Source organism: Pseudomonas sp. MT3, assembly GCF_054720805.1.
Genome location: NZ_JBTVPY010000042.1, coordinates 1 through 15,907, shown reverse-complemented (window position 1 = coordinate 15,907; position 15,907 = coordinate 1). Strand labels below are relative to the sequence as shown.

Sequence of the window (15,907 nt, the reverse complement as noted above, 5' to 3'; positions counted from 1 at the left end):
TTCCATTTCGACCAGTTCCAGCAGCTCGGCGTCGTCAACCATGTCGGCCTTGTTCAGGAACACGACGATGTAGGGAACACCTACCTGACGGGACAGCAGGATGTGCTCGCGGGTCTGCGGCATGGGGCCGTCAGCAGCCGAGCAAACCAGGATCGCGCCGTCCATCTGCGCAGCACCGGTGATCATGTTCTTCACGTAGTCGGCGTGGCCCGGGCAGTCTACGTGAGCGTAGTGGCGTACCGGCGAGTCGTATTCAACGTGAGAGGTGTTGATGGTGATACCACGAGCCTTCTCTTCCGGCGCGTTGTCGATCTGGTCGAAAGCGCGAGCGGAGCCGCCCCAGGTATCGGAGCAGACCTTGGTCAGAGCAGCGGTCAGAGTGGTTTTACCGTGGTCAACGTGACCGATGGTGCCGACGTTGACGTGCGGTTTGTTACGTTCGAATTTTTCCTTAGCCACGACAGTAAACCTCTTACTTAAAGGGCTGAATCAAGCTTGTTTTTTAACGAGAGCTTCGACGATGTTCGACGGAGCTTCGGCGTACTTGGAGAATTCCATAGAGTAGCTTGCGCGACCCTGGGACATGGAACGCACGTCGGTTGCGTAACCGAACATTTCGCCCAGCGGAACCTCGGCACGAATCACCTTACCGGAAACCGAGTCCTCCATCCCCTGAATCAGACCACGACGACGGTTCAGGTCACCCATCACGTCGCCCATGTAGTCCTCAGGAGTCACCACCTCTACCTTCATGATCGGCTCAAGCACCTTACCACCGCCCTTCTGGGCCAGTTGCTTGGTCGCCATGGAAGCAGCGATCTTGAACGCCATCTCGTTGGAGTCGACGTCATGGTAGGAACCATCGAACACGGTAGCCTTCAGGCCGATGAGCGGATAGCCGGCAACGACGCCGTTCTTCATCTGCTCTTCGATACCCTTCTGGATCGCCGGGATGTATTCCTTCGGAACCACACCGCCCACGACTTCGTTGACGAACACCAGACCTTCGGTGATGTTGCCCTTCTCGTCCACATCCGGAGTCGAGAAGCGGATCCAGCAGTGGCCGAACTGGCCGCGACCGCCGGACTGGCGAACGAACTTGCCTTCGATCTCCACATTGTCCTTGGAGATGGTTTCACGATAGGAAACCTGCGGCTTGCCGATGTTGGCTTCGACGCCGAATTCGCGCTTCATGCGATCGACGAGGATATCCAGGTGCAGCTCACCCATACCGGAGATGATGGTCTGGCCGGTTTCTTCGTCGGTCTTGACGCGGAACGACGGGTCTTCCTGGGCCAGCTTGCCGAGGGCGATGCCCATCTTCTCCTGGTCAGCCTTGGTCTTCGGCTCAACAGCTACCGAGATCACCGGCTCAGGGAAGTCCATACGCTCGAGAATGATCGGCTTCTCGATGTCGCACAGGGTGTCACCGGTGGTGACGTCCTTCATGCCGATCAGAGCAGCGATGTCACCAGCGCGTACTTCCTTGATCTCGTCACGCTGGTTGGCGTGCATCTGCACCATACGACCAACGCGCTCTTTCTTGCCCTTCACGGAGTTGATAACCGAGTTACCAGACTCCAGAACGCCCGAGTAGACGCGAACGAAGGTCAGAGTACCGACGAACGGGTCGGTAGCGATCTTGAACGCCAGAGCGGAGAACGGAGCATTGTCGTCAGCCGGACGCTCGTCGTGGATTTCGTTGTCATCAGTGCTGTCCGGGTGGACACCCTGAATCGCCGGAATCTCGGTCGGAGCAGGCAGGAAGTCGATGACGGCGTCGAGAACCAGGGGCACGCCCTTGTTCTTGAAGGAGGAGCCGCAAACAGCCGGAACGATTTCGCAGGCGATGGTGCGCAGACGCAGACCGGCCTTGATGTCCTCGATGGAGAGATCACCCTCTTCGAGGTACTTGTTCATCAGCTCTTCATTGGCCTCGGCAGCAGCCTCGACCATGTTGTTGCGCCACTCGTTGGCCAGCTCGACCATATCGGCGGGAATTTCTTCCTCGCGATAGGAAGTGCCTTTGTCGTCTTCGTTCCAGTAGATGGCCTTCATCTTCAGCAGGTCAACCTGACCCTGGAAGTCATCTTCTGCACCGATGGCCAGCTGAACCGGAACCGGGGTGTGACCCAGGCGGTTCTTGATCTGACCGACGACGCGCAGGAAGTTGGCGCCGGCGCGGTCCATCTTGTTCACGTAAACAATACGCGGAACGCCGTACTTGTTGGCTTGACGCCATACGGTTTCGGACTGCGGCTCAACGCCGGAGGTGCCGCAGAACACAACGACGGCGCCGTCCAGTACGCGCAGGGAGCGCTCAACTTCAATGGTGAAGTCTACGTGGCCGGGGGTGTCGATGACGTTTACGCGGTACTTGTCGTACTGGCCGCGCGAACCTTCCCAGAAGGTGGTGATCGCAGCGGAGGTGATGGTGATACCACGCTCCTGCTCCTGCACCATCCAGTCGGTAGTGGCAGCGCCGTCGTGCACCTCACCCATCTTGTGGCTGAGACCTGTGTAGAACAGGATCCGCTCGGTGGTGGTGGTCTTGCCCGCGTCAACGTGGGCACAGATACCAATGTTCCGGTAGCGGTTGATTGCTGTGTTACGAGCCATAAAGCCCTCGCAGAAGTAGTGTTGCCGTAATTAGAAGCGGTAGTGCGAGAACGCTTTGTTGGCCTCGGCCATACGGTGCACGTCTTCACGCTTCTTGACGGCGGCGCCTTTACCTTCAGCGGCATCCATCAGTTCGCCAGCGAGACGCAGCGCCATGGACTTCTCGCCACGCTTGCGGGCGAAGTCCACCAGCCAGCGCATGGCCAGTGCATTACGACGGGACGGACGTACTTCGACCGGAACCTGGTAGGTAGCACCGCCAACACGGCGGGACTTCACTTCGACCAGCGGAGCGATGGCGTCGAGTGCTTTTTCGAAGAGTTCCAGGGGGTCGCCTTTACCGCGCTCTTTGACCTTGTCCAGAGCACCGTAAACGATACGCTCGGCAACGGCTTTCTTGCCGCTTTCCATCACGTGGTTCATGAACTTCGCCAGAATCTGGCTTCCGTATTTAGGATCGGCCAGGATCTCACGCTTGGCCGCTACACGACGTCTTGGCATTGATAAGCCCTCAAACGGTCTTCAGGTTAGCCCGGGACGGTGCCCGACCTTACTCTTATCGACTCAGAAAATAGGAAAACAAAATTACTTCGGACGCTTCGCGCCGTACTTCGAACGACCCTGCTTACGGTCTTTGACGCCGGAGGTATCCAGCGAACCGCGCACGGTGTGGTAGCGAACACCCGGAAGGTCCTTTACACGACCGCCACGGATCAGCACTACGCTGTGCTCTTGCAGGTTGTGACCTTCACCACCGATGTACGAGGAAACCTCGAAACCGTTGGTCAGGCGAACACGGCACACTTTACGCAGTGCGGAGTTCGGCTTCTTCGGGGTGGTGGTGTATACGCGGGTGCATACGCCGCGACGCTGAGGGCAGTTCTGCAGGGCAGGAACGCCACTCTTGTCTACCAGGCGCTTGCGCGGCTTGCGCACCAGCTGGTTGATAGTTGCCATCTATAGCTCCACTGATTGTCTTACGACACTTAAAAACGAAAATGGGCAGAGCATGAGCCCTGCCAATTTTCGGGGTACAAGATACTAAAGACCTTACGGAATCCAGTCAAGACGAAGCCCCGGCTGTCAAGACAACCGGGGCTTCGTTTGAGGCTTAGTTACCGCTCAGGTTGAGCGCTTCGGCCAGTGCTGCTTCGGCCTCGCTCGCGCTCACGCGCTGCGGTTTGCCGAGCTCACGCTGGCGCTTGCGCTCGCTGTGGTAGGCCAGACCGGTACCCGCCGGGATCAGACGACCCACGACCACGTTCTCCTTCAGGCCGCGCAGGAAGTCGCGCTTGCCGGTGACCGCCGCCTCGGTGAGGACGCGGGTGGTCTCCTGGAAGGATGCCGCCGAGATGAACGACTCGGTGGACAGCGAGGCCTTGGTGATACCCAGCAGAACGCGTTCGTACTTGGCCGGGAACTTGTCCTGGGCACCCAGTACTTCGTTCTCTTCCAGCACGTGAACCAGCTCGACCTGGTCGCCCTTGATGAAGGACGAATCGCCCGACTCGGCCACTTCGACCTTGCGCAGCATCTGGCGCAGGATGGTCTCGATGTGCTTGTCGTTGATCTTCACGCCCTGCAGACGGTAAACGTCCTGGATCTCGTTGACGATGTACTTGGCCAGCGAGCTGACGCCCAGCAGGCGGAGAATGTCGTGCGGGTTGCTCGGGCCGTCGGAGATCACTTCACCACGGCTTACCTGTTCACCTTCGAACACGTTCAGGTGACGCCACTTCGGAATCAGCTCCTCGTACGGATCGCTACCGTCGGTGGGAGTGATGACCAGGCGGCGCTTGCCCTTGGTTTCCTTGCCGAAGGAGATGGTGCCGCTGATTTCCGCCAGGATCGAAGGCTCTTTCGGACGACGAGCTTCGAACAGGTCGGCAACGCGCGGCAGACCACCGGTGATGTCGCGGGTCTTCGAGGTTTCCTGCGGGATACGCGCGATAACGTCACCGATACGCACTTTCGCGCCATCGTTGAGGTTGACCAGAGCGTTCGCCGGCAGGAAGTACTGGGCCGGTACGTCGGTACCCGGCAGCAGCAGATCCTTGCCTGCGGCGTCGATCAGCTTCACGGCCGGACGAATGTCCTTGCCGGCAGCCGGACGATCCTTCGGATCCATCACTTCAATGTTGGTCAGACCGGTCAGTTCGTCGGTCTGGCGCTTGATGGTGATGCCCTCTTCCATGCCCACGAAGGCCACGGTGCCGTCCATTTCGGTGACGATCGGGTGGGTGTGCGGGTCCCACTTGGCGACGATGGCGCCCGGATCGACCTTGTCACCTTCCTTCACGGAAATCACCGCACCGTACGGCAGCTTGTAGCGCTCGCGCTCACGACCGAAGTCGTCGGCCACCGCCAGCTCGCCGGAGCGGGAAACCGCTACCAGGGCGCCGTCGGCACGCTCTACGTGCTTCAGGTTGTGCAGGCGGATGGTGCCGCCGTTCTTGACCTGCACGTTGTCCACGGCGGAAGTACGGCTGGCCGCACCACCGATGTGGAAGGTACGCATGGTCAGCTGGGTACCCGGCTCACCGATCGACTGGGCAGCGATAACGCCGACCGCCTCACCGATGTTCACGCGGTGACCACGGGCCAGATCGCGGCCGTAGCACATGGCGCAGATGCCATGACGGGTTTCGCAGGTGATCGGCGAACGCACAACGACTTCGTCGACGCTCATCTGCTCGAGGAAATCGACCCACTTCTCGTCGATCAGGGTACCGGCTTCGACGATCACCTCGTCGCTGCCCGGCTTGAACACGTCGCGAGCCATCACGCGGCCGAGGACACGCTCACCCAGCGGCTCTACCACGTCGCCGCCTTCGATGTGCGGGGACATGACCAGGCCACGATCGGTGCCGCAGTCGATCTCGGTCACCACCAGGTCCTGGGCCACGTCGACGAGACGACGGGTCAGGTAACCGGAGTTCGCGGTCTTCAGTGCGGTATCCGCCAGACCCTTACGAGCACCGTGGGTGGAGATGAAGTACTGGAGTACGTTCAGGCCTTCACGGAAGTTCGCGGTGATCGGGGTCTCGATGATCGAGCCGTCCGGCTTGGCCATCAGGCCACGCATGCCGGCCAGCTGACGGATCTGGGCCGCGGAACCCCGCGCACCGGAGTCCGCCATCATGTACATGGAGTTGAAGGACTCCTGGTCGACCTGCTTGCCTTCGCGATCGGTCACCTTCTCTTTCGAGAGGTTGGCCATCATCGCCTTGGAGACTTCGTCGTTGGCCTTGGACCAGAGGTCGATCACCTTGTTGTACTTCTCACCCTGGGTTACCAGGCCGGAGGCGTACTGGCTCTCGATCTCCTTCACTTCCTCGGTGGCGGCATCGATGATGCGGGCCTTTTCGTCCGGGATGACGAAGTCGTTCACGCCGATCGACACACCGGAGATGGTCGAGTAGGCGAAGCCGGTGTACATCAGCTGGTCAGCGAAGATGACGGTGTCCTTCAGACCGACCACGCGATAGCAGTGGTTGATCAGCTTGGAGATCGCCTTCTTCTTCATCGACTGGTTGACCACGTCGAAGGGCAGGCCGGCCGGGACAACCTGGAACAGCAGCGCACGGCCGACGGTGGAGTCGACGATACGGGTGTTGGCGGTCAGGGAGCCGTCTTCGTTCTTGATCTTCTCGTTGATGCGCACTTTTACGCGGGCGTGCAGGGACACCTGGCCGCTGCGGTAGGCGCGGTCAACTTCCTGCAGGTCGGCAAAGGCCATGCCCTCGCCCTTCGCGTTGATCGCTTCACGGGTCATGTAGTACAGACCCATTACCACGTCCTGCGACGGAACGATGATCGGCTCGCCGTTGGCGGGCGACAGAATGTTGTTGGTGGACATCATCAGCGCACGCGCTTCCAGCTGAGCCTCAAGGGTCAGCGGGACGTGCACGGCCATCTGGTCACCGTCGAAGTCGGCGTTGTACGCGGCGCAGACCAGCGGGTGCAGCTGGATGGCTTTACCTTCGATCAGTACCGGCTCGAACGCCTGGATGCCCAGACGGTGCAGGGTCGGCGCACGGTTCAGCAGTACGGGGTGTTCGCGGATGACTTCGGCGAGAACGTCCCACACTTCCGGCAGCTCGCGCTCGACCATCTTCTTGGCGGCCTTGATGGTGGTGGCCATGCCACGACCTTCCAGCTTGCCGAAGATGAACGGCTTGAACAGCTCCAGGGCCATTTTCTTCGGCAGACCGCACTGGTGCAGACGCAGGGTCGGACCTACGGTAATTACCGAACGACCGGAGTAGTCCACGCGCTTGCCGAGCAGGTTCTGACGGAAGCGGCCCTGCTTGCCCTTGATCATGTCGGCCAGGGACTTCAGCGGGCGCTTGTTCGAGCCAGTGATGGCACGGCCGCGACGGCCGTTGTCCAGCAGGGCGTCGACTGCTTCCTGCAGCATGCGCTTTTCGTTGCGCACGATGATGTCCGGAGCAGCCAGGTCGAGCAGGCGCTTCAGACGGTTGTTACGGTTGATCACGCGGCGATACAGATCGTTCAGATCCGAGGTCGCGAAGCGGCCGCCATCCAGCGGAACCAGCGGACGCAGATCCGGCGGCAGCACCGGCAGGACGGTCAGCACCATCCACTCCGGATGGTTGCCGGAGCCCTGGAAGGCTTCCATCAGCTTCAGGCGCTTGGACAGCTTCTTGATCTTGGTTTCCGAGTTGGTCTGCGGAATCTCTTCGCGCAGGCGGCCAATCTCGTGCTCCAGATCGATAGCGTTGAGCAGCTCGCGAACGGCTTCCGCACCCATGCGGGCGTCGAAGTCGTCACCGAACTCTTCGAGGGCTTCGAAGTACTGCTCGTCGTTCAGCAGCTGACCCTTCTCGAGGGTGGTCATGCCCGGGTCGATCACCACGTAGCTCTCGAAATAGAGCACGCGCTCGATGTCACGCAGGGTCATGTCCAGCAGCAGGCCGATACGGGACGGCAGGGACTTCAGGAACCAGATGTGGGCGACCGGCGAGGCCAGCTCGATGTGGCCCATGCGCTCACGGCGCACCTTGGCCAGCGCGACTTCAACGCCGCACTTCTCGCAGATCACACCGCGATGCTTCAGGCGCTTGTACTTACCGCACAGGCACTCGTAGTCCTTCACCGGGCCGAAGATCTTGGCGCAGAACAGGCCATCGCGCTCCGGCTTGAAGGTACGGTAGTTGATGGTCTCCGGCTTCTTGACTTCGCCGAAGGACCAAGAACGAATCATCTCGGGCGAGGCCAGGCCAATACGGATGGCATCGAACTCTTCGATCTGACCCTGGTTTTTCAACAGATTAAGCAAGTCTTTCAAGGCCTTTCCTCCTCACGGACCCGGTGCGACCGGCCTTGACCAGCCGCACCGTTCTGACGTCACGTGTTATTCGGTTTCCAGTTCGATATCGATGCCGAGCGAGCGGATCTCTTTGATCAGCACGTTGAAGGACTCGGGCATGCCGGCCTCCATGCGGTGATCCCCGTCCACGATGTTCTTGTACATCTTGGTACGGCCGTTCACGTCGTCCGACTTCACGGTCAGCATTTCCTGCAGGGTGTAGGCGGCACCGTAGGCTTCCAGCGCCCAGACCTCCATCTCCCCGAAACGCTGGCCACCGAACTGCGCCTTACCACCCAGCGGCTGCTGGGTAACCAGGCTGTAGGAGCCGGTGGAACGTGCGTGCATCTTGTCATCGACCAGGTGGTTCAGCTTGAGCATGTACATGTAACCAACGGTGGTCGTACGCTCGAACTGGTTGCCGGTGCGGCCGTCATACAGACGCATCTGACCGCTCTCCGGCAGATCGGCCAGCTTCAGCATGGCCTTGATCTCGCGCTCCTTGGCACCGTCGAACACCGGGGTAGCCATGGGCACGCCGCCCTTGAGGTTGTTGGCCAGAGCGAGGATCTCGTTATCGTTCAGCTCGTCCAGGCTTTCCTGGCGGCCGCCGATCTCGTTATAGATCTCGTTGAGGAACACACGCAGCTCGGCGATCTTGCGCTGCTCTTCGAGCATGCGGTTGATCTTCTCGCCCAAACCCTTGGCCGCGAGACCCAGGTGGGTCTCGAGGATCTGACCGACGTTCATGCGCGACGGTACGCCCAGCGGGTTCAGAACGATGTCGACCGGAGTACCGTTGGCATCGTGCGGCATGTCTTCGACCGGCATGATCACCGAGACCACACCCTTGTTACCGTGGCGGCCCGCCATCTTGTCGCCCGGCTGGATGCGGCGCTTGATGGCCAGGTAGACCTTGACGATCTTCAGTACGCCCGGAGCCAGGTCATCGCCCTGCTGCAGCTTGCGCTTCTTGTCTTCGAACTTGTCGTCGAGCATCTGACGGCGGTCGCTGATGTAGGCCTGGGCCTTCTCCAGCTGCTCGTTCAGAGCATCTTCCGCCATGCGCAGCTTAAACCACTGGCCGCGCTCGAGGCCGTCCAGGTACTCGTCGGTGATCTCTGCGCCTTTCTTCAGGGCAGGACCGCCTTCGGCCTTGGCGCCGACCAGAGCGGAACGCAGACGCTCGAAGGTCGCGCCTTCGACGATGCGGAACTCTTCGTTCAGGTCCTTGCGGATCTCGTCCAGCTGCATCTTCTCGATGGACAGGGCACGGCTGTCGCGCTCTACGCCATCGCGGGTGAAGACCTGTACGTCGATCACGGTGCCCTTGGTGCCGGTCGGCACGCGCAGGGAGGTGTCCTTCACGTCGGACGCCTTCTCACCGAAGATCGCGCGCAGCAGCTTCTCTTCCGGAGTCAGCTGGGTCTCGCCTTTCGGGGTGACCTTGCCGACCAGGATGTCGCCGGCCTGTACTTCGGCGCCGACGTAGACGATGCCGGCTTCGTCCAGCTTGTTCAGCGCAGCCTCGCCCACGTTCGGGATGTCCGCGGTGATTTCTTCTGGGCCGAGCTTGGTGTCACGGGCAACGCAGGTCAGTTCCTGGATGTGGATCGTGGTGAAACGATCTTCCTGGACCACGCGTTCGGACAGGCAGATGGAGTCTTCGAAGTTGAAGCCGTTCCAGGGCATGAACGCTACGCGCATGTTCTGACCCAGAGCCAGCTCACCCATGTCGGTGGACGGACCGTCGGCCAGGATGTCGCTGCGCGAAACCTGGTCACCCTTCTGCACCAGCGGACGCTGGTTGATGCAGGTGTTCTGGTTGGAGCGGGTGTACTTGGTCAGGTTGTAGATGTCGACGCCGGCTTCGCCAGTCTCGACTTCGTCATCGTTCACACGAACCACGATACGGCTGGCATCGACCGAATCGATCACGCCGCCACGACGGGCAACCACGCAGACACCGGAGTCACGAGCGACGTTGCGCTCCATGCCGGTACCTACCAGCGGCTTGTCGGCGCGCAGGGTCGGTACAGCCTGACGCTGCATGTTCGAACCCATGAGTGCACGGTTGGCGTCGTCGTGCTCGAGGAACGGAATCAGCGAGGCAGCGACGGAAACGACCTGCTTCGGCGATACGTCCATGAGGGTGACGTCTTCCGGCGCCTTCACGGTGAATTCGTTCAGGTGACGTACGGCTACCAGTTCGTCGATCAGCTCGCCCTTTTCGTTCAGGGTCGCCGAAGCCTGTGCGATCACGTGATCGGCTTCTTCGATCGCGGACAGGAAGACGATGTCGTCGCTGACCAGACCTTCCTTCACCACGCGGTACGGGCTTTCCAGGAAGCCGTACTTGTTGGTGCGGGCGTAGGTGGCCAGGGAGTTGATCAGACCGATGTTCGGACCTTCAGGGGTTTCGATCGGGCACACGCGGCCGTAGTGGGTCGGGTGTACGTCACGAACCTCGAAGCCCGCGCGCTCACGGGTCAGACCACCTGGGCCGAGTGCGGAGACGCGGCGCTTGTGGGTGATCTCGGAGAGCGGGTTGTTCTGGTCCATGAACTGCGACAGCTGGCTGGAACCGAAGAACTCCTTGATCGCGGCAGCCACCGGCTTGGCGTTGATCAGGTCCTGCGGCATCAGGCCTTCGCTTTCGGCCATCGACAGACGTTCCTTGACCGCGCGCTCTACACGCACCAGGCCAACGCGGAACTGGTTCTCGGCCATCTCGCCGACGCAACGGACGCGACGGTTACCCAGGTGGTCGATGTCGTCGACGATGCCTTTACCGTTGCGGATGGCAACCAGGGTCTTGAGGACCTCGACGATGTCTTCCTTGCTCAGGACGCCAGCGCCTTCGATCTCGGTGCGACCGATACGACGGTTGAACTTCATGCGGCCAACGGCGGACAGGTCGTAACGCTCGGCGCTGAAGAACAGGTTGCCGAACAGGGTCTCGGCAGCTTCCTTGGTCGGCGGCTCGCCGGGACGCATCATGCGATAGATCTCAACCAGCGCTTCCAGTTGGTTGCTGGTGGAGTCGATCTTCAGCGTATCGGAGATGAACGGACCGCAGTCGATGTCGTTGGTGTACAGGGTTTCCATACGCACGACCTGGGCCTTGGCGATCTTGGCCAGGGCGTCGACGGTCAGCTCGGTGTTGCACTCGGCGATGATCTCGCCGGTAGCCGGGTGCACGACGGCCTTGGCCACGGTACGGCCAATCAGGTAGTCGAACGGCACTTCCAGCTGGGTGATGCCAGCCTTCTCGAGCTGGTTGATGTGACGCGCGGTGATACGGCGACCCGCTTCGACGATGACCTTGCCGCTGGCATCCTTGATGTCGAAGCTGGCGATCTCGCCACGCAGACGCGACGGCACCAGTTCCAGGTTCAGGGTCTCGCCCTTGATCTGGAAGACGTTGGTGTCATAGAACGCGTTGAGGATTTCCTCGGTGCTGTAGTTCAGCGCGCGCAGCAGGACGGACGCCGGCAGCTTGCGGCGACGGTCGATACGGACGAACACGCAGTCCTTCGGATCGAACTCGAAGTCGAGCCAGGAACCGCGGTAAGGGATGATGCGAGCGGAATACAGCAGCTTGCCGGAGCTGTGGGTCTTGCCACGGTCGTGGTCGAAGAACACACCCGGGGAGCGGTGCAACTGGGAAACGATGACACGCTCGGTACCGTTGATGATGAAGGTACCGTTCTCGGTCATCAGGGGGATTTCCCCCATGTAGACTTCCTGTTCCTTGATGTCCTTGATCGCTTTGTTCGACGACTCTTTGTCGAAAATGATCAGGCGCACTTTCACACGCAGCGGGACAGCGAAGGTCACACCGCGCAGCACGCATTCCTTGACGTCGAATGCCGGCTCACCCAGACGGTAGCCGACGTATTCCAGGGCAGCATTGCCGGAATAGCTGATAATCGGGAAAACGGACTTGAAGGCCGCATGCAGGCCGATGTCACGGACCTGATCCTTGCTTGCGCCCGCCTGCAGGAATTCGCGATAGGAATCCAGCTGGATGGCCAGCAAATACGGCACATCCATGACGTCCGGCAACTTGCTAAAGTCCTTGCGGATACGTTTTTTCTCAGTGTATGAGTAAGCCATCAGCGTTCCCCAGCTTGGTCACCTGCTTGTTTGGCCTCTCCCGCGCAGGGAGCAGCCCAAAAATCGTGCAAACCCTCGGTTTGCGCCGCCACTCGGGCGGGATTTTCGCGTTATGGAGGAGCACCTACGGCACTCCACCCATAACGGAAAAAGGCCGGTGGCAATAGCCACCAGCCGTCAGCCTGTCGCTTAACGCTCGGGCTGTAGACGCAAGGTCCGAACTTACTTGAGCTCGACCTTGGCGCCTGCTTCTTCCAGGGCTTTCTTGGCAGCTTCGGCTTCTTCTTTCGAAGCGCCTTCCTTGACCACGCCCGGGGCGCCGTCAACGACAGCCTTGGCTTCTTTCAGGCCCAGGCCGGTCAGTTCACGAACGACCTTGATCACGTTCACTTTCTTGTCGCCAGCTTCGGCCAGGACGATGGTGAACTCGGTCTGCTCTTCGGCAGCGGCAGCGGCAACAGCCGGGCCAGCAGCAACAGCGGCAGCAGCGGTAACGCCGAACTTCTCTTCCATCGCCTTGATCAGTTCAACGATCTGCATGACGGACATTTCGGATACGGCGGAGATGATGTCTTCGTTGGTCAGAGCCATGACTCTAATTCCTGTATTGGGTGACGGCCTAGGGCCATCGAATTAAACAAAAAAGGTTGAAAGGAGATGCCGAGCCTTAGGCTGCGGTAGCTTCTTTCTGATCGCGAATTGCCGCCAGAGTACGAGCCAGCTTGCTGGTAGCGCCTTGGATCACGCTCATCAGCTGTGCAACAGCTTCGTTGTAGGTCGGCAGGGTCGCCAGCACGTCGATCTGATTGGCTGCGAGGAACTGACCCTCGAACGCGGCCGCCTTGATCTCGAACTTGTCCTGACCCTTGGCAAACTCCTTGAAGATACGAGCGGCAGCGCCCGGATGTTCGTTGGAGAAAGCAATCAGGGTCGGGCCCTTGAACACGTCGTTGAGCACTTCAAACTGAGTGCCTTCAACGGCGCGCTTGAGCAGGGTGTTACGTACGACTTTCACGTACACACCAGCTGCACGGGCCTCTTTACGGAGTCCGGTCATTGCGCCGACAGTCACGCCGCGTGCATCAACCACGACAGCGGACAGACCGGCTTTGGCAGCCTCGTTGACTTCAGCGACGATGGCCTTCTTGTCTTCGAGTTTAATTGCCACGGGTTTACTCCTGGATGTTACCGATTCGTCCGGCCGGAGCCGGACGGCGTTTTGGTGTCTGATTCGGTCAACGAATCGGGAGCACCATCTGCGTAGGCTTGAGAGGATTGCCTCCCGGGTTTAAGGCTTGCGCCGCCTACGGTCTTGGATAGCCCCCGCCAGGCAGGGACCCCAATACCTGCGAGCAATGGGCGAACCCACTGCTCGACTTAGTTCATCAGCCTTCCAGCGAAGCCTGATCGATCTGCAGACCCGGGCCCATAGTGGTGCTCAGGGTTACGCGCTGAACGTACACGCCCTTCGAGGAGGACGGCTTCAGACGCTTCAGATCGCTCAGCAGCGCTTCCACGTTCTGCTTCAGCTTGACCGGCTCGAAGTCGATCTTGCCAACGGAAGCGTGGATGATGCCGTTCTTGTCGGTACGGAAACGTACCTGACCGGCCTTGGCGTTCTTGACGGCGGTAGCGACGTCCGGGGTCACGGTGCCGACCTTCGGGTTCGGCATCAGGCCGCGCGGACCCAGTACCTGGCCCAGCTGGCCAACAACACGCATGGCGTCCGGGGAAGCGATGACGACGTCGTAGTTCAGGTCGCCGGCCTTCATTTCGGCAGCCAGCTCGTCCATGCCGACCTTGTCTGCACCAGCAGCCAGGGCAGCTTCAACACCAGGACCCTGGGTGAAGACGGCAACGCGTACGGATTTGCCGGTGCCGTTCGGCAGAACGGTGGCGCCACGTACGACCTGGTCGGACTTACGCGGATCAACGCCCAGATTGATGGCGATGTCCACGGATTCCTTGAACTTGATGGTCGACAGCTCGGCCAGCAGCTTGGCGGCATCTTCGAAGCCGTATTGCTTGCCCGCTTCGATCTTCTCGGCGATAGCCTTTTGACGCTTGGTCAGCTTAGCCATTACACACCCTCCACGTTCAGGCCCATGCTGCGCGCGGAGCCAGCGATGGTACGTACGGCAGCGTCCAGATCAGCAGCGGTCAGGTCAGCCTGCTTGGTCTTGGCAATCTCTTCCAGCTGAGCACGGGTAACGGTGCCCACTTTCTGAGAGTTCGGACGAGCGGAGCCGCTGGAGATGCCGGCTGCTTTCTTCAGCAGAACGGCGGCCGGGGTGCTCTTGGTTTCAAAGGTGAAGCTGCGGTCGCTGTAAACGGTGATGATCACAGGAGTCGGCAGACCCGGCTCTTGGCCCTGGGTCTTGGCGTTGAACGCCTTGCAGAATTCCATGATGTTCACGCCGTGCTGACCCAGTGCAGGGCCGACCGGCGGCGACGGGTTGGCCTGACCGGCCTTAACTTGCAGCTTGATGTAAGCCTGGATTTTCTTAGCCATTTGCTACTCCAAATACGGGTCAAGCGCCCTTTCGGGCTCCCCGGTTGCTTTCGCGTTTATCCCAGTGACGACAAAACCCCGCAGCCTATGGCTGCGGGGTGTGGGATGCATTGTGCCAGTTAAACTTTCTCTACCTGGCTGAACTCCAACTCTACCGGGGTAGAGCGACCGAAAATGAGCACGGCGACCTGGATACGGCTCTTTTCGTAGTTAACCTCTTCGACGACACCATTGAAGTCAGCGAACGGACCATCGATCACACGAACGGTCTCGCCCGGCTCGAACAGGGTCTTCGGCTTCGGCTTGTCACCGCTATCGGCAACACGACGCAGGATGGCATCAGCTTCCTTGTCGGTGATCGGCGCCGGCTTGTCGGCGGTACCACCAATGAAGCCCATGACGCGAGGAGTATCCTTGACCAGGTGCCAAGTACCCTCGTTCATTTCCATCTGCACCAGAACATAGCCAGGGAAGAACTTGCGCTCGCTCTTGCGCTTCTGGCCGTTCCGCATCTCCACGACTTCTTCGGTGGGGACGAGAATCTCACCAAACCCGTCTTCCATGCCGGCCAGTTTGACCCGCTCGATCAGCGAGCGCATGACATGCTTCTCGTAACCCGAGTAGGCATGTACAACGTACCAACGCTTAGCCACGGAACACCCTTAACCTACGATCATGGAAACCAGCCAACCCAGCAGGGAGTCGAGCCCCCACAGCACCAGCGCCATTACCAGCACTACTGCCACTACGATCAGCGTGGTTTGAGTTGTCTCTTGACGAGACGGCCATACAACCTTGCGAATTTCGGCACGAGCTTCTTTAGCCAGGGTAAAGAATGCACGCCCCTTGACGGTCTGCAGCGAAATGAAACCCGCAACAGCCGCCAACACGAGAATACCGAGCACACGATAGAAGATCGGTTGCGCCGAGTAATACTGGTTGGCAACTACAGCCACCACCACCAGCACTGCAACCACAAGCCACTTCAAGAGATCAAGACGCGACTCTTTGGCTTCAACCTTCGCATTCATCTGCTAGGAATCCCGTTTAAAGAAGTGCCAGATCCTGAGGAATCTGGCAGGCCAGGAGGGAATCGAACCCCCAACCTGCGGTTTTGGAGACCGCCGCTCTGCCAATTGAGCTACTGGCCTAGAACAAAGTCAGGCCGACCATTATGCCGGCCTGATAGGGAAAGATCAATCGATTATTCGATGATCTTGGCAACCACGCCGGCGCCAACGGTACGACCGCCTTCGCGGATAGCGAAGCGCAGGCCGTCCTCCATGGCGATCGGAGCGATCAGGGTGACAACCATCTTAACGTTG

At 60.0% G+C, this 15,907-nt stretch carries 13 protein-coding genes and 1 tRNA gene; all 14 read right to left on the bottom strand.

Going from position 1 to position 15,907, the window contains the following annotated elements:
- On the bottom strand, nt 1–459 hold a 459-nt coding region (locus tag ACYCAX_RS26360; protein ID WP_460249197.1), incomplete at its 3' end, for a GTP-binding protein.
- A gap of 30 nt (nt 460–489) precedes the next feature.
- The gene (gene fusA, locus ACYCAX_RS26355; protein ID WP_015475319.1) at nt 490–2,619 is read right to left on the bottom strand and encodes an elongation factor G; all 2,130 of its coding nucleotides are present in this window, start codon (nt 2,617–2,619) and stop codon (nt 490–492) included.
- A gap of 30 nt (nt 2,620–2,649) precedes the next feature.
- Nucleotides 2,650–3,120 (bottom strand): 30S ribosomal protein S7, encoded by a 471-nt coding sequence (rpsG, locus tag ACYCAX_RS26350; protein WP_015475318.1) that lies wholly within the window; start codon nt 3,118–3,120, stop codon nt 2,650–2,652.
- A gap of 84 nt (nt 3,121–3,204) precedes the next feature.
- Nucleotides 3,205–3,576, bottom strand: coding sequence for a 30S ribosomal protein S12 (gene rpsL / locus ACYCAX_RS26345; RefSeq protein WP_015475317.1), 372 nt, complete (start codon nt 3,574–3,576; stop codon nt 3,205–3,207).
- A 154-nt stretch (nt 3,577–3,730) separates the two neighbouring features.
- Nucleotides 3,731–7,930, bottom strand: coding sequence for a DNA-directed RNA polymerase subunit beta' (gene rpoC / locus ACYCAX_RS26340; protein WP_015475316.1), 4,200 nt, complete (start codon nt 7,928–7,930; stop codon nt 3,731–3,733).
- A gap of 66 nt (nt 7,931–7,996) precedes the next feature.
- Nucleotides 7,997–12,070, bottom strand: a complete 4,074-nt coding sequence (rpoB, locus tag ACYCAX_RS26335; protein ID WP_015475315.1) for a DNA-directed RNA polymerase subunit beta — start codon at nt 12,068–12,070, stop codon at nt 7,997–7,999.
- Between the two features lie 222 nt (nt 12,071–12,292).
- Nucleotides 12,293–12,661, bottom strand: coding sequence for a 50S ribosomal protein L7/L12 (rplL, locus tag ACYCAX_RS26330; RefSeq protein WP_015475314.1), 369 nt, complete (start codon nt 12,659–12,661; stop codon nt 12,293–12,295).
- A gap of 76 nt (nt 12,662–12,737) precedes the next feature.
- On the bottom strand, nt 12,738–13,238 hold the full coding sequence (gene rplJ / locus ACYCAX_RS26325) for a 50S ribosomal protein L10 (protein WP_015475313.1): 501 nt from the start codon (nt 13,236–13,238) through the stop codon (nt 12,738–12,740).
- Between the two features lie 217 nt (nt 13,239–13,455).
- Nucleotides 13,456–14,151, bottom strand: a complete 696-nt coding sequence (gene rplA / locus ACYCAX_RS26320) for a 50S ribosomal protein L1 (RefSeq protein WP_015475312.1) — start codon at nt 14,149–14,151, stop codon at nt 13,456–13,458.
- On the bottom strand, nt 14,151–14,582 hold the full coding sequence (gene rplK / locus ACYCAX_RS26315; protein WP_015475311.1) for a 50S ribosomal protein L11: 432 nt from the start codon (nt 14,580–14,582) through the stop codon (nt 14,151–14,153). Before rplK ends, rplA begins: the two co-directional genes overlap by 1 nt.
- A gap of 119 nt (nt 14,583–14,701) precedes the next feature.
- Nucleotides 14,702–15,235, bottom strand: a complete 534-nt coding sequence (gene nusG / locus ACYCAX_RS26310; protein ID WP_015475310.1) for a transcription termination/antitermination protein NusG — start codon at nt 15,233–15,235, stop codon at nt 14,702–14,704.
- A 9-nt stretch (nt 15,236–15,244) separates the two neighbouring features.
- On the bottom strand, nt 15,245–15,613 hold the full coding sequence (secE, locus tag ACYCAX_RS26305) for a preprotein translocase subunit SecE (protein ID WP_015475309.1): 369 nt from the start codon (nt 15,611–15,613) through the stop codon (nt 15,245–15,247).
- Between the two features lie 44 nt (nt 15,614–15,657).
- A tRNA-Trp gene (locus ACYCAX_RS26300) sits at nt 15,658–15,733 on the bottom strand.
- 53 nt (nt 15,734–15,786) lie between these two features.
- The coding region (locus ACYCAX_RS26295) for an EF-Tu C-terminal domain-related protein (RefSeq protein ID WP_456085452.1) at nt 15,787–15,907 on the bottom strand (121 nt) is incomplete at its 5' end.

What these genes read in the sequence shown, in the direction of transcription:
- fusA (WP_015475319.1), bottom strand. Translation starts at nt 2,619, where the DNA reads ATGGCTCGTAACACAGCAATCAACCGCTACCGGAACATTGGTATCTGT.
- rpsG (WP_015475318.1), bottom strand. Translation starts at nt 3,120, where the DNA reads ATGCCAAGACGTCGTGTAGCGGCCAAGCGTGAGATCCTGGCCGATCCT.
- rpsL (WP_015475317.1), bottom strand. Translation starts at nt 3,576, where the DNA reads ATGGCAACTATCAACCAGCTGGTGCGCAAGCCGCGCAAGCGCCTGGTA.
- secE (WP_015475309.1), bottom strand. Translation starts at nt 15,613, where the DNA reads ATGAATGCGAAGGTTGAAGCCAAAGAGTCGCGTCTTGATCTCTTGAAG.
- rplA (WP_015475312.1), bottom strand. Translation starts at nt 14,151, where the DNA reads ATGGCTAAGCTGACCAAGCGTCAAAAGGCTATCGCCGAGAAGATCGAA.
- rplL (WP_015475314.1), bottom strand. Translation starts at nt 12,661, where the DNA reads ATGGCTCTGACCAACGAAGACATCATCTCCGCCGTATCCGAAATGTCC.
- rplK (WP_015475311.1), bottom strand. Translation starts at nt 14,582, where the DNA reads ATGGCTAAGAAAATCCAGGCTTACATCAAGCTGCAAGTTAAGGCCGGT.
- rpoB (WP_015475315.1), bottom strand. Translation starts at nt 12,070, where the DNA reads ATGGCTTACTCATACACTGAGAAAAAACGTATCCGCAAGGACTTTAGC.